Genomic DNA, 19174 nt, shown 5'->3' on the forward strand with positions numbered 1-19174 from the left:
ATAGAGCTTCTACTTGATAAGAACGAGACGCTGTCAAAGCGAACAAACTTATTCTTTTCCTTCTGCAACCGCCCCCTATAAAAGCGGAAGAATGGAAAAAAGACGTTTTGATTTACAATTCACACTGGCACGGCTTCGGAGCCGTAAGGACGAATGAGAGGTAGGGCTTTCGTTGTCTTGTTATCCAGAACTTCCATGGCGTTTACTTTCAAACGTAGGTTCACTCGGAACACATATGACACACTGATATGATCGAATCTTAATTCATACACTCCGTGACGGAGATTAAACATTGATTATTTATTTGCATGAAAAGAGTAAGAAACGGGCTGCCATCTATTTGGCAGCCTTTTTACGTTTTAAACAATAAAATAGGAAAAAGGAAGATAAAAGCGGACACCGTCCGCATGATATCTCCTTCAAAAAGATCCGCCGCCAACAATAGAACAACGAACACTCATCGACAGAAAGAGGGAATGCTTCATCATTACTCACTTCGCCCTTTCTTCTGATACCTCCAAATCCGGCCAATAAAAAAGAACATCACCGTAAACAAAATAGAGAAGATCAACATGTCCAGCAGTGTCACACCTCTATCTGGATGCACAACCCCAAACCAAACCCATTGAAGAACAAAAGAGATAGCAAAATAAAAGATGGATTCTTTCATGAAATTCTCCTTTTTACTTGTTTTTTTGACTGTTTAGCCATACCATCCAGATGAAAAAGGAACAAATGGCGCATGCGAGCAAAGTGACAGGAGGCAAGGTGTGCCAGCTAGTCAGCCCCTTTACAAAGCACATATAAAAAAAGAAAATGGTAATAGATACGAGCACCCCTTGCTTGAACCAACGGGGAACACGCAGCCAAGCCGCTAGAATGATCGATGATAGCTTATCCATTGAGATAACATCCTTTTTTTGAATCTGATTGGATTTTATCGTAAATAATCAAATATGTAAAATATGGATTTAGAAAGTTGGAATGGTATTCTGCTAGCATGAAACATTCTCGCTGCACTGACGTATAAGAAAAAGGAACTCCATGAAAGGAAGCGATCAAGTGAAAAGAATACCAGTGATTTTCCTCAGGTATATTGTCTTCTTTATTCCAGCAATCATTCTTAGTGTCTTGGTGTGGAACCATTACCAAGATGATTTGTCAGCAGGGAAAGCGACGCAATATGACGTCAAACAAATATTTACATTCGATGAAGGAAAACGAGTGGTGAGTGCTGTATCAAAAAACCAGCAGCTCCATTTTGCAATGTATGATCCTCAATCAGGAAAAAGAATCAGTGAATGGACCACGGAAAGCGATACGTTTAATGAAATGCTGCCATCCACTCAAGGTCACAACCTCTTACTTGCTTTAAAAAATAAAGAGGGGCAGCTGTTGATCGAGAAACTAACGCCGAGCGGGGAAAAGAAAGAGCTCGTTAAGCAAAAATTACAGATTCCCTCATTTTTAAAAACGAATACATATCAATGGAATGGACGACTCTTGTTTACAGGAGAAAAGGAAGGCGCTGCTGCGGTCCTCGGTGAGCTAAAGAATGGTCAGTTTCATGTGCACAATCTCAACGAGCTGAAGCTGCCAGCAAGACCTGTTTCCATCGATGTCGTCATGAATTCTTTTAGAGGGCAGACCCCATTCCCCATGTTTGAATTGACTTTGAAAAATGACCAGAAGGCGTATGTCAGCGGAATCTCAAACGAGAAGCATCAGCTTGGGGTCTATGTCTCCAAAAGTGCTGAACCGTTTAGCCTCATTGAAGATAAAGTCGTGCAGCAGCTGCAAAAAACGATCGGATCATCACAAAACGTTGCTGTCGCTGTCGAATCCACCTATCCAAAAAGACCAAAGAAAGTGGATGCAGAGGGAAGGCTTGGGGAAGTCGTCCCAACACCAAAACCGATTTACCAAACCTTTATCTACCAGCTGAATGAAGAAGAAGTTCTTCTTGCAGGCTCTACAGCAAAGGACGAAGCAAAAGGCAAGCTGACTGGTTATATTTATAATCATCGCACGAATAAGGCGACGTCTGCCAGCAAGCTTTTTCAGTCGTTGTCATATGAATCTTTACAAAAAGAAGATCTCTCTTTTCATAAAAATGTGAAGAGCAATTGGCTCTATTATTCACTTGGCAACCAATTAACAGGGGCATTTGAGGCGAAAAGCAAACAGCTAAAGGAATTTCCTTTGCAAAAGGTCATCTCAATCGAAAATGCCAGTCCAGCCCACCAAACGTCTGTTGACACCTTTATACAATATGTCATGAAGGGCGGACCACTCATTCTCAACTGGGCGATATGGCTCTTTATCCCACTGCTGTTATTTGTGCTAGCGATCTTCCTGCCGCCGATTTTGAGACTGGTGAGAAAGAACAAGATAAAAGACAGTGTCACATTAGAAGCCAATATTGTATCTGTCAAAGAAACGGGTACCTACATCAATGAACAGCCGCTGGTCAACATGCAGCTTCAATTTCAATATGATGGGGAAAATATCGAGAAGGCGGTTAAAACGGTTGTATCCTATACTCAGATACCGCAACCGGGTCAGCGTATCGCCATTCTCTACAATCCGAAAAAGAAAAAAGCGATGCTCTTAAAAGAGGGTGACTTCTCGCAGCCAAGCGAGCCAAAGTTCATCAAAGGCGCTATTTTAAGAAACATAGAATCATATGGAACCGTAGGACGAGGCACCGTCTTATCGCTTACATTTGAAGCAGATCAGAAAAGGTATACCATTCCGATGATTCAAGCCGCTGGTTTTGAGTTTAGAACAGGAGAAAAAGCCGATCTCGTTGACATCAGCGGTCAGTTGAAAATGGCAGCCTATGGGCATGAAGTGCGGAATCGTTCGGGGAAAGACGTGACATTAACAGGAACGATCCAACGGGTGAAGCAATATCCAGTCACAATTCATGATCAGAAGCCTATTATGCTGGATGTGACGGTTTCTAGCGGAGATCAATCCATCACAAAAACGGTCAGTCAATTCATCCCTGACCATATGGAGGTCGCGCCAGGAACTCAAATCACGATGCAGACAAAACAAGAAGAGCTGGATAAAGAAATCAGTCTTATGCAAGAGAAACAAGGAAGTGCAAAAGTGACTCATGTCACATTTTCCGGTGTCATCGGCAACCAGCCGTTAGCGATCATTCAGGTTGAGAGAGATGGCATCATGTATGAAGTGAAGCAGCCGATCGATCCAATCACTAGCGTCTTGCCTGGTGATGAATTATGGGTGGCGTATCACGACATGACGCGTCAAGCAGCCATTGTGAAATATGCATCGATTTAAAAAAGCGTTCCCCAGCGTGAAAAAAAGGGCTAAAACGAATTTCGTTTTAGCCCTTTTTGATTAAGCTTTTGTATCATATTGGCGGAGCACCTTATCGTAGGCGAAGTTACCGAAAGGAATGAAAGCCGCAAAAAAACCAGCGATGGACCATTTCAAGTGCCAGCGAACTTTAAATGTCACATATGCCAAAATGAGCATATAGATCACAAACAATGCGCCATGAAGAGAGCCCACAATGGTGACCGCCATCGGAATATCCGCAAAATATTTTAGAGGCATGGCAATTAAAAGAAGGGTTAAAAGAGACATACCCTCAATAAAACCCGCCTGTCTCAGACGGCTAATACTTGTATGCATATACAAATCCTCCTGTATAAAAGCTAGTTTCTCATCTTCTAATATAAACGAAAGATCGTCTGGACATGCTGAAATCTACGAAAAATTCAAAATATGTTCATGGAATGCTTAAAAAATGGGAAAAGTCCTTTACTCCTTGTTTGTTTCAGAGAGTACTTGCTTTAAGTGCATCACATCATGCAATAAATGCTCCGTCATTGCTTGAACGGCTTCTGTGGAGCGGCGCTTTTTTATTTTAGAATAGATGGCTGCATGCTCTCTTTGAATGATTTCAGCACGAGCCCCGCCGCTAAAATGAAAAATGCGGCAATAGTGAATGAGTGCATTTACGTGATTCAATTGTTTGGATAAGCGGTCATTGTGACTCGCCAAAATGATTTTTTGGTGAAAGGCTTCATGTAACTGGACGATCTCTTTAGAGGGCAGCTGCTGCTTGATCGCTTCGTCCGCCTGCGTGAGAACCTGCTCAATTTCATCCATTTCTCTTTGCACGGCTTCCTTACAGGCAAGCTCAACAGCAAGTGTTTCTAAAGCTACCCGAATTTGATAAAGCTCCTCTACATCTTTTTCTGTTAACGTATAGACGGAATAGCCTGATCGATGATCCGCGATTAAGAGCTCGTCTTTTTCTAACAGCCTCATCGCCTCTCTTACTGGTGATCGGCTTACGCCAAATTGTTTGGCAAGCTGTGTTTCATTGATGCGCTCTCCTGGCTGAAACTGGCCATCAAAAATCATTTGCTTCAGCTGTTCATAAAATTGCATGTGATACGGTGTTGGTCTTTCCATCTCGAATGAATTCATGCCATCATTCCCTCTTTTATACATCATCTTTTGTCTCATGTTATCCAAGTTTTTCCCTCTAGGCAAGCCTGCATCAAAAAGTCAATATCGTACAATCCAAGAGAAAAGGGGTGTGCTACACTTATGATCAGTTCAGCGAAAAGAGGGATCGACATGAACACACAAGAGGAACGAACTGTACATTTTGATCAAGACTTACAAATAGAGGCATATCGCTTTCATGGCATCATGCAAAAGTTCCCGAATCATTTTCATACATATTATGTGATTGGATTTATTGAAGACGGTCAAAGACGTTTGGTCTGCCAAAATCAAGAATACATCATTGAAAAAGGTGATATCCTTCTTTTTAATCCGTATGATAATCACGCATGTGAACAAATTGATCACAGGACACTCGATTATCGCTGCTTAAATATTGAAGCAGGTGTGCTAGAGAAGGTCTTTCAGCACAAACCGCATTTTAAAGCCCCTGTGTTTTCACAAAGTGAACTAACAAAGCCATTATATGATCTACATCAAATGATCACAGAAGAAGCTCCTGCTTTGAATAAACAGGAAACCTTCTATTTCTTTATGAAACAATTGATTGAAGCCTATGCTGATACCTCAGAGGAAAAAGCATCAGCCACACGTGCCAACGAACAAAAAGTCCGAGACGTACAGCAATATATCGAAACACACCTCACGGAAAATATATCGTTAGATGACTTAGGCGAGCTTGTGTCCATGAACAAATATTCATTGCTGCGTGCTTTTACAAAGTTTAGAGGCATCACGCCGTATCGTTATTTACAGACAGTCAGAGTGAACTTTGCGAAGGAGCTTCTCGCCCAAGGAGTGAAGCCTGTAGATGCGGCTGCCTCCGCTGGATTTTCTGATCAAAGTCATTTGAGTCATTTCTTTTCAGAATTTATTGGGCTCACGCCAGGGCAGTATCAGCAAATTTTTGTAAAGCAGGTAACAGCTGATGAAAAATAAACAGCTGCTCGGTCATTTAGCGGCCATGTTCACCATTTTTTTATGGGGATCTACCTTTATCTCTACCAAAATATTATTAACGGCTTTTTCTCCAACAGAGATTTTATTTTTCCGTTTTTTTATAGGGTACTTGGCTCTGATGATCATCTATCCGTTTACGATGAAGGTGCAAAGTAAAAAGCATGAAGGGATGTTTGCGCTGGCAGGTTTATGCGGTGTGGTCTTATATTACTTTTTAGAAAATGTCGCACTTACTTATACGTTCGCTTCGAATGCAGGTGTCATCAGCTCCGTTGTCCCATGCTTCTCTTTTTTATTGGCTTATTTTTTATTAAAAGATGAGCCGCTGCACAGCCGGTTTTTCATAGGCTTTTTCATCGCGATGACGGGAATCGTGCTGATTAGCATGAATGGAATGACGACGTTTCAATTGAATCCACTCGGTGATGCCTTAGCATTAACAGCAACCATCGTCTGGGCATTCTATTCCATTTTATCGAAGATGATCAACCAATATGGCTACCATATCATTCAGGTAACAAGGCGTGTCTTCTTTTACGGACTGCTATGGATGATTCCACTGATCTGGCATTTTAAGGTTCGTTTAGACTGGGAGCGGTTGACCAATCCATCGTTTGCCTTCCACTTGCTGTTTTTAGGCGTCTTTGCATCTGCTATTTGTTTTCTGACATGGAGCTTTTCCGTGAAGACGATCGGAGTGGTGAAATCAAGTGTGTATATTTATGGAGTGCCTATTATCACGATGATCATTTCAATGATCGTTCTTCACGAGAGCTTGACCTTCATGTCTGGGCTTGGAACAGCACTGACCTTAGGAGGTTTGCTGCTTTCAGATAAAAAAAGTGCGGGAAGAAAGAAACAGAAGCCCCATGTGCTGATGCAGGATAAAAAGGCGCTTTGATCAAAAAAAGCGTCTTTTGTCCATTGTAAGAACACGCACTATTTAGTAAACTCAAATGAAACGGTCGACGGTCGACCGATAACAAAGGGGGAAAAATCAATGAAGCATGTTTCAATTGCAGCGATACCAGGTGACGGGGTTGGAAAGGAAGTTGTGCCTGAAGCTATTCGAGTTTTGAAAGCGGTATCAGATGTGCATGGCGGTCTGTCTTTCACCTTTCAGGACTTTCCGTGGAGCTGTGAGTATTATTTAGAGCATGGCGAAATGATGCCAAAGGATGGATTGGAACAACTAAAAGCCTTTGACAGCATTTTCTTAGGAGCAGTCGGAGATGCCAATTTAGTGCCGGATCATGTATCACTTTGGGGATTGCTCATTAAAATTAGACGTGAATTTGAGCAGGTGATCAACGTTAGACCGGCAAAACAGCTGAGCGGCATTCGCTCCCCGCTTGCTCACCCAAAGAATTTCGATCTTCTTGTTGTAAGAGAAAACGGTGAAGGTGAATATAGTGAAATTGGAGGCCGCATCTATCAAGGGGAGGATCAGCTTGCGATTCAAAATGCCGTCTTCTCTAGAAAAGGGACAGAACGTGCGATGCATTTTGCTTTTCAATTAGCAGAAAAGAGACGAAAGCATGTAACAAGTGCAACAAAGTCAAACGGCATCGTTCATACAATGCCATTTTGGGATGAAGTGTTTCAAGACGTCTCAAAGGACTACCCTAAGGTGGAGGCAGATTCTCAGCACATTGATGCGCTCTCAGCCTTCTTTGTCACAAGACCAGAGAAATTCGATGTCATCGTCGCCAGCAATTTATTTGGTGACATTTTGACGGATCTTGGTGCCGCCATAATGGGTAGTATTGGCGTCGCACCAGCAGCCAATATCAATGTAAATGGTAAATATCCATCTATGTTTGAGCCAGTACATGGATCAGCACCAGATATCGCTGGAAAAGGCATCGCGAACCCTATTGGACAAATCTGGACCGCTAAACTCATGCTTGATCATTTCGGAGAGGAAGAATTAGGCACACACCTTCTCGATACGATTGAATCTGTCACAGCAGACGGCTTTTTAACGGCAGATATCGGCGGAGCCTATCAAACACAAGAGGTCACAAACGAAATCATTAAACGATTGAAGAAATAATCCGTCATTAGAACCGCATCTCCACGTCTGCTATAATAAAAGGATGGATAGAAGAAAGAGATGTGAAATTTCGTGTCAAAAACAGTTGTATTAGCAGAGAAACCTTCAGTAGGACGTGACCTTGCACGCGTACTGAAGTGTCATAAAAAAGGAAATGGTTTCTTAGAAGGAGATCAATACATCGTCACGTGGGCGCTTGGCCACTTGGTGACACTGGCTGATCCAGAAGGCTACGGGAAAGAATTTCAATCTTGGCGCCTAGAGGATTTACCCATTATTCCAGAACCACTCAAGCTTGTCGTGATGAAAAAGACAGGGAAGCAGTTCCAAGCGGTCAAAGCGCAGCTGGCGAGAAAAGATGTAAAAGACATTGTCATCGCAACAGATGCTGGACGTGAAGGGGAGCTTGTGGCAAGGTGGATTCTTGAAAAAACACATGTGAAAAAGCCTCTAAAACGCCTATGGATTTCGTCTGTTACAGACAAAGCCATTCAAGAAGGGTTCAAACGATTAAAAGACGGCAGAGAGTATGATAACCTGTATCGCTCGGCGGTGGCGCGTGCAGAGGCAGACTGGATTGTAGGGATCAACGCAACAAGAGCGCTGACAACGAAGTTCAATGCGCAGTTATCCTGTGGACGTGTGCAAACGCCAACGATTGCTATGATCGCCAAGCGAGAGGAAGACATTCAGCAATTCCAGCCGAAGCCGTTCTTTGGGCTGACTGCACAAGTAGACGGACTGACGCTGACTTGGCAGGATGCAAAGACAAAACAAAACCGTACATTCCAAGAAGATGTAGTGAAGGAGCGCTTGGCAGCCTGTAAAGGAAAACCTGCAGTGATTGATGCACTGAAAAAAACAGCGAAAAAATCCTTTGCTCCAGGATTGTATGACCTGACAGAATTGCAGCGTGATGCCCATAAACGCTACGGTTTTTCAGCAAAAGAAACATTGTCTACACTTCAGCGTCTGTATGAGCAGCATAAGCTCGTCACGTACCCGCGTACGGATTCACGTTTCATTTCGGCAGATATCGTGTCTACATTAAAAGATCGACTCAAAGGAATGAACGTTAGACCTTACGCGCAGCATGTGAATCGCATTTTACAATCAGGCATTAAAGCACATAAAGGTTTCGTCAACGATGCCAAAGTGTCAGATCACCATGCGATCATTCCAACCGAGGAAGAGCTGTATCCAGGTGCATTAAGCGATAAAGAGCGTAAATTATATGACCTGATTGCCAAGCGATTCCTTGCTGTACTGATGACCCCATTTGAATATGAGGAAACAACAGTGATCGCCAAGATCGGCAGTGAGACATTCACAGCGAAAGGAAAAATTGTGCAATCAGCCGGCTGGAAAGCCGTGTACGATGATTCCTATGAAGACGAGGAATCAGCCGAAGCAGATCAGCACTTGCCGGCATTAACAGAGGGGCAGTCACTTGACGTACGCCAATTAAAAGAGACAAAAGGCGAAACGAAACCTCCTGCTCGTTTTAACGAAGCGACCCTTTTATCTGCCATGGAGAACCCGTCTGCATTTATGGAGAACAAGGAAAAAGACTTAGTGAAAACCCTTGGCGAAACGGGTGGATTGGGGACAGTGGCAACTAGAGCTGATATCATTGAGAAACTGTTTAACAGCTTCTTAATTGAAAAAAAAGACAAAGACATCTTCATCACATCGAAAGGGAAGCAGCTACTTTCTTTAGTACCTGAAGATTTAAAGTCACCTGCGTTAACAGCGGAATGGGAACAAAAGCTTTCTAAAATTGCGAAAGGCCAATTGAAAGCTTCTCAATTCATGAGTGAAATGAAGTCATATGCAAAACTAGCCGTATCTGAAATCAAACAAACGAACCAAACCTTTAAGCATGACAACATGACAGGCACACATTGCCCTGACTGCGGAAAACTCATGTTAAAAGTGAACGGGAAAAACGGCACCATGCTTGTTTGTCAGGATAGAGAATGCGGACATCGAAAAAATGTGGCAAAGAAAACAAATGCACGCTGCCCGAACTGTCATAAAAAGCTTGAGCTTCGAGGAGAAGGTGATGGCAAAATATTTGCCTGTGTTTGTGGTCATAGAGAGAAACTGTCTGTTTTCGAAAAACGCAAATCACAATCCAATCAAAAACGAGCCAGTAAGCACGATGTGTCCAAATATATGAAGAAACAAAAGAAAGTGGAAGAACCAATCAATAACGCACTTGCAGAACAATTAAAGAAACTAAAATTAGATCAATAGTTGTGTAAAAACCCATGTGAATTCGCATGGGTTTTTTGTTTGTTCGAGTATTTTGACATGTTGTTTTTCTGTAAATGGGAATATGTAAGCGAAAAGACTCGTAATTTGGTATAAAATATTTATTTTCATTTAAACAGAAACGCTCTATAATAAATCGTTAGATGCTTAGAGAGAACAAGGATTGAAAGGGGACACGAATGGACACACCCATATATCGTACGTCTATCGCTATACTTATTGTCATTTTACTAGGCGGATGTACCTGGAAACAGCAGCAGGTGCCAGCTCAATCAGAACCTGCAAAACCAGTATTGTCAGGAGAATATTTTATTACGCATCACTTAATGACAGATCAAGGCATGATTCGCACCTCGCTTGCGGAGCAGCCTACTTACTTATCAGAATCGCTCGGACTTTGGATGGATTATCTTGTTAGAAAAAAAGATCAAACATCTTTTGATCAACAGGTAGACGTCCTGCGCACTCAATTCTTACTGGAACATGATCTTCTTAGCTGGCAAATCGAATCTCATCAAAAAAGCAAAGTCAATGCTTTAGTTGATGACTTACGTGCAGTAACAGCGCTTCAAAAAGCAGATCAATTGTGGCAGAAGTCAGTGTATCAAACCACAGCCAAAAAAATCGCAAAAGCGTTAAAAGACAAAAACATGTTCAAGGGTATGTTGACCGACTATTATGATGCATCGACAAAACAAACTTCACACACAATCACACTTTCATATCTTGACCCAAAAGCAATCAAAGAACTAGTATCCCTCCACCTATTCACAGAAAAAATGATGAACAACCAATTGGCCATTCTAAAAAATGCACCGAGACAAAAAGGATTTTTTCCAAAATCCTATGACATAGCGAAGAAAGTCTACTCATTTGATCAGGAAATCAACTTGATCGACCAGCTTTATACGGCTCTTTATGCCGAACGTGCACAGGTTGATACAACAGTCATCATGAAATGGCTGAAAACCAACTTCCAAAAGGAAGGAAAACTGTATGGACGATATAAACTGAGCACATTACAGCCAGCAGTGACGTATGAATCGCCTTCAGTCTATGCACTGGTGATCTTATATGCACTCAAACAAGGAGAAGATGATTTTGCAAAAGACGTCTATCACCGAATGAAAGAGCTGCAAATCCAAGATCCTCTCAAGCCTTATTACGGAGGCTATATGAACGAAAAAGATACACACTCATTTGATAATTTATTGCCTCTAATTGCAGAAAGGGAGCTTCTAAATGAAAAGGTTATTCAGTAACACCTATCGCACGTATTATACGGTGCTCCTCACGTTTGCGGGACTCATTTTATTTATGGGCTACTTGAATGGACGTGATGCGGAGAGTGTCATGATCATCACACTCACATTTGTCGTGATAGGATGCGGCATTTTATTTGGTATTTTGCCAGCATTGGTTTTTACTTTGTTGATTTTGTTCTTTATAGGAAGCGGGATGTTCTTTACAGAGCTTGGTCACACAAATTCACTCTTTTCTCATCAAACGTTGCAAGATGTCGTGATATGGGGCGTGGCGCTTCTCTTTTTTGCTATTTCTGCTGGAAACGTGCATGAGCGAATAAAAACGATGCGTTACACCATTGACCAACAAAAGAGGGCCATCAAACAATTTGTAGCGATTGACTCAACCACAGGATTTGACAATGCAGAGCGGATGAGACTCGAGTTGTCTGAGGAAATGAAACGAGCAGAACGATACAAACAGCCATTCGTCTTTATCCTTCTTCATATGCACTACTCAGCGGAATTCAAAACATTATATGGAGAAAAAGAAATGCAACATCTTTTCCAGCAACTCAGTATGAAGATTCGCGAAAGTGTGAGAGAAACCGATAAGAAATTTCGATTATCCGAAGAACGAATGGGTCTCTTGCTCACTCACACACCTGAAGAAAATGTCTCGATCGTTCTTGATAAGCTAAAGGACAAACTGCAAACGCATGTCCTGCTAAATGGCCGTGAAGTGACCTTAACCTTTCATGTCTGTCATTTAACAAGCAGCTCGGATTATCGGACACCAGAGCAATTTTTAGAAGAACTAGAAAACGAGATGATGATGAATGAACTTTAATGTTTTGACGAAATGTTGTTTGTTAATCGTTCTTTTCTCTATGCTTTCAATCAAAGACAGTACATCAGCCAGTGCACTTGAGAAAGAGTCCAGGACCCTCATCGTCTATTCCACACAATCAGGTGAGACAACGCCAACTGTTCATATGCTTGATGTACTTGTGGGGCATTTTTCCGCACGAACGACCATTTTATCTGATGAACAAATCACTGAAAAGAACCTCAATGACTCTCAGCTAGTTATCTATATAGGTGAAGAAAAGAGAACGTTGAAAGCACAAACCATTCGTCTTATAAACGAATCAAAACGCTTAATCGCAATAGGATACAATGCGGAACAGCTTCGTCCATTCTCCAAGCTTACTTTTCACAAACAAGATCACATCAGTCAAATCAAAGATACTGATGATCAAGAATACCGTCAGCTAGAGAGAGGAATCACAGCTCAGACAGTTCAAGGGACAGATCTGCAACGTAAATTCTTATTGAAGAAAAATCAAGCTGAACAGCCATTTGTGATTCAAACAAAAGAAGGTGCGGCATATGTCGGATTGCTAAATATCCTTCAGCACGACAAGCTGCTTGCAGAGGTGCTGGAAAGTCTCCTGCCGGCTTCTAATCAAACGACGACAAAGTACTTACAGATTGGGAAGATTAACCCCGTCACGGATGAGAAGCAGTTACTTGAACTTGGACGATACGTAACAGCTCGCCATATCCCTTTTCTGCTGGCGGTGACCCCTATATGGATTGATCCAGCAACAGGGGATGAAGTGACGCTCAGTGACCGGCCTAAACTTGTCCACGTGTTAACACAATTGCAAAGCAATGGAGCTAGTGTCGTTCTTCATGGGTTTAGCCGTACGTATCGAACGGAGGAGTCGGGTAAAGGCTTTGAATTCTGGGATGTAAAGTACGATCAGCCCGTTACGTCAAATGAACCAGAGAAAGCTGATCAGCAGCTGAACAAAAGCTTTTTTCCGAATGAAAAAGGTTTTAATGCGTATATCACATCCATTCAACATCAAGAAGCCATCTATACAGAAGAAAAGCTGACAAAAGGCATTGAACTGCTCGCGCAGCAGGGATTATATCCGCTTGCATTTGAAGTGCCAAATGACGCCATTTCCCTGCAAGGCTATGAAGTGATTTCCCGCCATGTGTCCAGTCTATTTGGACAGGTGCAGCTCTCAGACCGTACATGGAAAACAAGAAGTGCATCACCGTTTTTGTCGACACCCGCCATGCTTCATGGCATGACTTTATATCCTGAACAGTCTATAGATACAGCGTCTGACCAAGAAGGTGCAAACATACTGACAGAGCAGACAATTCAATCCATGCAGCATATCCAATCCGCCGCCATTGGGCTGTCCTATGATGTGGAAGCGGGGATAGATGGGCTGCAAGATGTAATCACACAAATGGATGCGATCCCTTCTAGTGAATGGCTAGATTTAAAGAAAACAAAACAGACTGTTCAAACTCAGAATGTCCAGATCAAAACAGCAGGAAATGGACAGATTCAAATAAAGCAATCCAATATAGCTGAACCAAAAACAAACAAACGAAGCGGGATGGAAAATATGCTTCGAATACTCACAATGGTGGTGCTGCTCTTTATTGTGGCATTTGCTTTTTACACATTGTATTTAAGGCTGACGATGAAAAAACGGATCTTTAAGGAGAGAAAATCAGGTGGCTGATATCTTATTTTACCTATCATTAATACTGATTTGGATCATGCTCCTATATCATATGTTTCTGATGCAGGGAGGCTTTCAGCACTATTTAACTTACGAAAAAGTGCTGCCTAAATGGACGAAACAAGGGAAAGATCTGCCGACCGTCAGCATTCTCATTCCAGCACATAATGAAGAAGTGGTCATTCGGCAGACGCTAAAAGCCATGGTCCAGTTATCCTATCCCAAACACCTTCTTGAAATCATTGTGATTAATGACAATTCCTCTGATCGTACAGGGGAGATTGTGCAATCATTTAGTGAGCTATACGATCATGTTCATATGATTGAAACAAAGCCGCCATTTGCAGGGAAGGGGAAATCTACTGCACTGAATGAAGGCTTGAAGGCTTCGACAGGAGACGTTATTTGTGTATACGATGCAGATAATATGCCTGAAAAGAAAGCCGTCTACCATTTGGTTCTTGGATTATTGAATGATCCTAAAGCAGGTGCTGTTGTCGGGAAATTCAGGGTCATCAATGCAGCCAAAAACCTCCTGACAAAATTCATTAACATAGAAACGATCTGCTTCCAGTGGATGGCGCAAGGCGGGAGATGGAAATGGTTTGGCATTGCGACGATACCAGGCACCAACTTTGCGATCCGCCGGCACATTTTAGAAGAGCTTGGCGGCTGGGATGTCCATGCACTAGCTGAAGACACTGAATTAACAATTCGTGTGTATAATCTGGGCTATGTGATTCGGTTCTTTCCTGCTGCGATTACATGGGAACAAGAGCCTGAAACATGGAAAGTCTGGTGGCGGCAGAGAACACGCTGGGCTAGAGGCAACCAATATGTTGTGCTCAAATTTTTAAGGCAATTTATGAAATTAAAACGAAAACGAATGATTTTCGATTTATTCTATTTTTTCTTTACGTATTTCTTATTTTTCTTTGGTGTACTGCTCTCCAATGGCATTTTTATCGTAAACTTATTCGTTGATCTTCACTTATCTGTGGGAGCTGTGGCACTCATCCTATGGGGGTTAGCCTTCTTCCTCTTTTTAACAGAAGTGATGATTACGTTAAGCATAGAGAAAACAGAGCTGACCAAACAAAACATTCTCATTGTCGTTCTCATGTACTTTACCTATTCCCAAGTATGGATTGCGCTTGTCGTGTACTCCTTATGTGTAGAGGTGAAAAGCCGATTATTGAAACAAGAAGTGAAATGGTACAAAACCGAGCGTTACAATCAACAACAAAAGAAAAGCGGGTGACATATTGAAATCGTTAAAATGGTTGATTTATATATTAGGATTATCCTTAGCGATCCAGCCTTTTTTCCTGGCAGGTCAAGCAATGGCGCAATCCAACCGAGTTCAAGTCAAAGATGAGTGGATTCATTTTTCAAAAGAAAGCAAAACAAAAACGCAGCATCTATCAGAAGACGTAGTGACCTTATATGGGCAAGAAGACCGCACTGAATTTACCTATCAAGTGGATCAGGAAAAAACAGAGTCAAGCACATTGACGTTCAATATAGAGGCTTCACCATTATTGATTTCACCTTCCTCATTCACTGTTATGATTGATGGAGAGATCGAAAAGACCATCCCTGTATCAGGGAAAAACCAGAAGAAGTCGATTCAAATCAAGTTGAACAAAGCACAATTGAAAAAAGGTACTCACCGCATTCAGGTCACATTTTATGGTGTTTTAAAAGAAGGCGTGTGTATCAACCAAGAGACACCTGCCAATTGGCTAAAAGTGTATCCTGAAAGTGAACTTGTATTCAAAGGAATTCAAAAGAAAGACCTCGCATTAGACAACTTTCCATCACCTTTTATTCAAACGGGTGATCAGAAAGAACAGACAGACATTGTAATTCCTAATTCACCGGATGGAGCTGAATTAGAAGCAGCCATCAAAGTATACCGTACGTTGAAAAACAAAGATCGCCAAAAAGAGATCAAACTTATCCAAGAAAAGGACATCAAGCAAGTGACGCACCCAACGATTGCTGTGGGAGCTAAAGGAAGCTGGGATGGACGATTGAAAACGATTGAACAAGCTGCAGGAATTAAAACAAAAAGCAGTCATCTTACGTTAGCGATGAGAACTTTGACAGCAAAGAAAACAGAACAGCCCATTTTATTTGTGACAGCGGAAAAACCTGTGACAATTGCTGAAAAAATCAATGTTCTGACTCAGTCAGAATTAACGGGTCAACTGACTGGAACGGACTTACTGATTCAAAAGACTGCAGCTCAAACGTCTAAACCATCTCACAAGATTCGTTTGAAAGATTTTGGCGGAGATGATGTCACGGTTGGGACCAACAAGACGGCATCCGACCACTACTATTATCCGAAAGCGCTACTGGCTAACCAAAAATCTGGTGCAAAGCTCAATCTTTCATTCAAAAAATCTGATACTGCAGCAAGCAAAACAGAACGGTTAACTGTTATGATCAATGACGAACCGCACGACGTACCATTAACAAAACTAGGCAACAAAGATGCGAATGGATTCTATCATGTCTCGATTCCAGTAGATTCAAAGGTACTTCAAAAAAATGAATATATTGATTTGCAATTTGTCACAAGTGGTTTTAAAAACATGGAATCCTGCAGACATACGGATGAAGAAGGCTGGATATTCATTGACAAAAATAGCTCTTTACAAATACCAGAAGGAACAACGAGTGAAAAGCCAGATTTAGCCGCATGGCCGCTCCCGTTCACTTCGAAAAATACATTGATCATCATACCAGATCAAATCAAACGTGAAACAATCAATCAAATGGCCATGTTGACGGAATCTTTTAGTCAGCCAGAAGTAGCTCAATATCATTTAATAAAAGCTTCTCAAGTCACAAATGAACAATTGAAAAATCACCCTCTCATTTTTATCGGAGGTATTCAAACATTCTCTCTTCTGAAAGAAAAAGCAGCCGATCTCGTTGTTCCGGTGAAAAAGGATCAGTATGATGTATCTTCTTTCGGCATGATCAACGAAACAACGGCTCGAATTGTATGGACGCAGCCATCTGTTTGGAATAAAGAACAGACAATGACAGTCTTTTCAGGAATGACTGCAGCTGAAGCTAACGTGTCAAATGAAGTGATGCAATTTCTTCAAACAAATACAGAAAAAGCAACAGTTGCAATAGAGAGTAAAAACAAAGGCGTGTTTTCTAATCATCAATCCGTCAGCAGCACATCGAGCAGTCTGAAAACAAGTGAAAAACAAAGCAGCAGCGAGTCTTGGATTTACTTTGCGTGTATCGCTGCACTCATCCTTTTTGTGCTTGTGATGATTGTCTATTTCGTACGAAAAAACCGTAAAAAGACTGAGTTCTAAACGATCAAAAGACCTTGAAAAAATCTCTTTACTTTGGTGTCAAACGGGAGTATGATCTCTTTTATAAAAGACCAATCGCTGAATCATTTCGATGAGCGGGGGAACCAATTGTGGTGGTATAAAACACCACGTGGGGTGAATCCTTTTAAGGTAGGGCAAAATCTCATGCGCCCGAATCCGTCAGCTAACCTCGTAAGCGTTAAAGAGAGCAAAGACCAACCTGTGATCTAAACAATAGGCACAGGGGCATTCTATTGCCTCTGTGTCTTTTTGGCGATCCAAAATTTTGTAACTCAAATCGTTTGACACTAAAGGAGCGGGCAACACATGTACAGTTTGATGAAGCGTATTTTAATTGGTAAACCATTAAAATCACAGGCAGCAGGAGAACAAAAACTATCAAAAATCAAAGCTTTGGCATTATTGTCATCAGACGCATTGTCGTCAGTCGCATACGGTACAGAACAAATCTTGATTGTTCTATCAGTTGTCAGTGCGGCAGCGTTTTGGTACTCACTCCCGATTGCAGGTTGTGTATTAATTCTTTTAATGGCGTTAATTCTATCTTACCGCCAGATTATTTATGCTTATCCAGAAGGCGGCGGGGCGTATGTCGTCTCCAGCAGAAACTTAGGTGAAAAACCAGGGCTGGTTGCTGGTGGATCATTACTCGTCGATTACATTTTAACCGTAGCAGTGAGCATTTCTGCTGGGACCGATGCGATCACATCGGCTTTTCCAGCTCTATATCCATATCATGTCATGATTTCAATCGTATTAGTTCTAGTGATTATGGTGTTAAACCTTCGTGGACTGACAGAGTCGGCATCTATTTTGGCTTATCCTGTGTACCTATTTGTCTTTTCATTGCTCATTTTAATTGGAGTGGGCGGGTTTAAACTATTAACAGGGCAAGTGCCGCCAGCACCTGAACATACAGCATTTGGCACACATGTATCAGGCATCACGTTATTTCTTTTATTAAAGGCATTTTCGTCTGGCTGTTCTGCTTTAACTGGTGTTGAAGCGATTTCTAATACAATTCCATCCTTTAAAAAACCAGCTGCACAAAATGCAGCGAGAACTTTATTGATGATGGGGGGATTACTGGCCGTTCTATTTGTAGGAGTGACATTGCTTGCGTTTGGTTTTGGCATCTCGCCAAAGCCAGAAGAAACGGTTGTGTCACAAATTGCATCAGACACATTTGGACGGACATTTTTCTACTATGTCATTCAGGCTGTCACAGCTTTAATTTTAATATTAGCGGCAAACACAGGCTTTTCAGCTTTTCCATTATTGGCTGTCAACTTAGCAAAAGATAAATATATGCCGCGCATGTTTACAGTGAGAGGAGATCGGCTTGGTTATTCCAATGGTATTATCTTTTTAGGTGTAGCTTCTATGCTGCTTATTTGGCTATTTGATGGGAAAACGGAACACCTCATTCCACTTTATGCTGTCGGTGTGTTTATTCCATTTACCTTGTCTCAGACAGGTATGTGTGTAAAGTGGATTCGTGAAAAACCACAGGGATGGAAAGTGAAAATGCCTATCAATATCGTGGGAGCACTTATTTCATTTACGGTTTTCATGATTCTCATTTTGACCAAGTTTCACCTTGTATGGCCAGTATTTGTTTTCATGCCAATTGTTCTATTTATTTTTCATTCTATTAAGAAACATTATCTGTCTGTTGGAGAACAATTGCGTTTATTGAATGAAACCGAGCCTGTCGAAATCAAAGGAAATGTGGTCATCGTCCCAATAGCAGGTGTCACACGTGTCGTCGAACAATCTGTGCAATATGCAAAATCCTTATCAGACCAGGTCATAGCGGTTCATGTATCGTTTGATAAAGAGAAAGACAAGAAAATTGAAGCTGATTGGGAAAAGCTGAATAGTGATGTGCGTCTTGTGATTTTACATTCGTCTTATCGAAGTCTCATTCACCCGCTTGATAAATTTCTTGAAACGATTGAAGCGAAAGCAAATGCACATCAATATAGAGTGATGGTGCTCGTCCCTCAATTTATTCCGAAAAAAAGATGGCACACCATTTTGCATAATCAATCTGCTTTCTTATTAAGATTCCGTTTATTATGGAAACGGGATATTGTTGTCGCCACTCTTCCATATCACTTTAAAAAGTAGCAAGAGCAAGTTGAAACGTTTGATCAAAAGGGTGCGGTGGTATGGAGTAAGAAAAAAGGAGTTTTC

15 protein-coding genes and 1 riboswitch are annotated in these 19174 nt (G+C 41.6%); of the genes, 11 read left to right on the forward strand and 4 right to left on the reverse strand.

Annotated features, from left to right (window positions below):
* Nucleotides 1-487 precede the first annotated feature (487 nt).
* Together ACTJJD_RS14205 and ACTJJD_RS14210 are read right to left on the reverse strand one after the other, a co-directional pair.
* Complete coding sequence (locus tag ACTJJD_RS14205; RefSeq protein ID WP_008347162.1) at nt 488-670, reverse strand: hypothetical protein; 183 nt, start codon at nt 668-670, stop codon at nt 488-490.
* Between the two features lie 13 nt (nt 671-683).
* On the reverse strand, nt 684-902 hold the full coding sequence (locus tag ACTJJD_RS14210) for a hypothetical protein (RefSeq protein ID WP_035390420.1): 219 nt from the start codon (nt 900-902) through the stop codon (nt 684-686).
* Between the two features lie 160 nt (nt 903-1062).
* Here ACTJJD_RS14210 and ACTJJD_RS14215 point away from each other — a divergent pair, with 160 nt between their 5' ends.
* Nucleotides 1063-3312: a hypothetical protein gene (locus tag ACTJJD_RS14215; protein WP_440608567.1), complete on the forward strand. Its 2250-nt coding sequence runs from the start codon at nt 1063-1065 to the stop codon at nt 3310-3312.
* Nucleotides 3313-3372: 60 nt separating this feature from the next.
* Here ACTJJD_RS14215 and ACTJJD_RS14220 read toward each other — a convergent pair whose 3' ends face one another.
* Complete coding sequence (locus ACTJJD_RS14220) at nt 3373-3669, reverse strand: DUF3817 domain-containing protein (protein ID WP_008347156.1); 297 nt, start codon at nt 3667-3669, stop codon at nt 3373-3375.
* A 129-nt stretch (nt 3670-3798) separates the two neighbouring features.
* Nucleotides 3799-4473, reverse strand: coding sequence for a GntR family transcriptional regulator (locus tag ACTJJD_RS14225; RefSeq protein WP_217967533.1), 675 nt, complete (start codon nt 4471-4473; stop codon nt 3799-3801).
* A gap of 153 nt (nt 4474-4626) precedes the next feature.
* On the opposite strand from ACTJJD_RS14225, the gene ACTJJD_RS14230 reads away from it, so the two are divergent.
* The 10 genes from ACTJJD_RS14230 (at nt 4627) to ACTJJD_RS14275 (ending at nt 19108) form a co-directional block, all read left to right on the forward strand.
* Nucleotides 4627-5454 (forward strand): AraC family ligand binding domain-containing protein, encoded by an 828-nt coding sequence (locus ACTJJD_RS14230; RefSeq protein WP_138278123.1) that lies wholly within the window; start codon nt 4627-4629, stop codon nt 5452-5454.
* Nucleotides 5444-6376, forward strand: a complete 933-nt coding sequence (locus ACTJJD_RS14235) for a DMT family transporter (protein WP_217967532.1) — start codon at nt 5444-5446, stop codon at nt 6374-6376. The genes ACTJJD_RS14230 and ACTJJD_RS14235 overlap by 11 nt, the downstream gene beginning before the upstream one ends.
* Before the next feature lie 99 nt (nt 6377-6475).
* Nucleotides 6476-7531, forward strand: a complete 1056-nt coding sequence (locus ACTJJD_RS14240; protein WP_217967531.1) for a tartrate dehydrogenase — start codon at nt 6476-6478, stop codon at nt 7529-7531.
* 72 nt (nt 7532-7603) lie between these two features.
* Nucleotides 7604-9790, forward strand: a complete 2187-nt coding sequence (locus tag ACTJJD_RS14245) for a DNA topoisomerase III (RefSeq protein ID WP_440608568.1) — start codon at nt 7604-7606, stop codon at nt 9788-9790.
* A 197-nt stretch (nt 9791-9987) separates the two neighbouring features.
* Nucleotides 9988-11070: a glycosyl hydrolase family 8 gene (locus ACTJJD_RS14250; RefSeq protein WP_242731597.1), complete on the forward strand. Its 1083-nt coding sequence runs from the start codon at nt 9988-9990 to the stop codon at nt 11068-11070.
* Entirely contained in the window at nt 11051-11902 is an 852-nt protein-coding gene (locus tag ACTJJD_RS14255) for a GGDEF domain-containing protein (protein ID WP_024720232.1), read from the forward strand. The genes ACTJJD_RS14250 and ACTJJD_RS14255 overlap by 20 nt, the downstream gene beginning before the upstream one ends.
* Nucleotides 11892-13607, forward strand: coding sequence for a DUF2334 domain-containing protein (locus tag ACTJJD_RS14260; protein WP_440608569.1), 1716 nt, complete (start codon nt 11892-11894; stop codon nt 13605-13607). The genes ACTJJD_RS14255 and ACTJJD_RS14260 overlap by 11 nt, the downstream gene beginning before the upstream one ends.
* Before the next feature lie 37 nt (nt 13608-13644).
* A complete protein-coding gene (locus ACTJJD_RS14265) occupies nt 13645-14868 on the forward strand; it encodes a glycosyltransferase family 2 protein (protein WP_411340327.1) in 1224 nt (407 codons plus the stop codon).
* A gap of 4 nt (nt 14869-14872) precedes the next feature.
* Nucleotides 14873-16954: a cellulose biosynthesis cyclic di-GMP-binding regulatory protein BcsB gene (locus tag ACTJJD_RS14270; protein ID WP_440608570.1), complete on the forward strand. Its 2082-nt coding sequence runs from the start codon at nt 14873-14875 to the stop codon at nt 16952-16954.
* Nucleotides 16955-17020: 66 nt separating this feature from the next.
* A riboswitch (cyclic di-AMP (ydaO/yuaA leader) is annotated at nt 17021-17168 on the forward strand.
* A gap of 113 nt (nt 17169-17281) precedes the next feature.
* A complete protein-coding gene (locus ACTJJD_RS14275) occupies nt 17282-19108 on the forward strand; it encodes an APC family permease (RefSeq protein ID WP_007498061.1) in 1827 nt (608 codons plus the stop codon).
* Nucleotides 19109-19174: the final 66 nt, after the last annotated feature.

Origin of the sequence: Bacillus sp. 22446 (assembly GCF_052044955.1) — a bacterium.
Taxonomy (GTDB): domain Bacteria; phylum Bacillota; class Bacilli; order Bacillales; family Bacillaceae; genus Bacillus; species Bacillus altitudinis.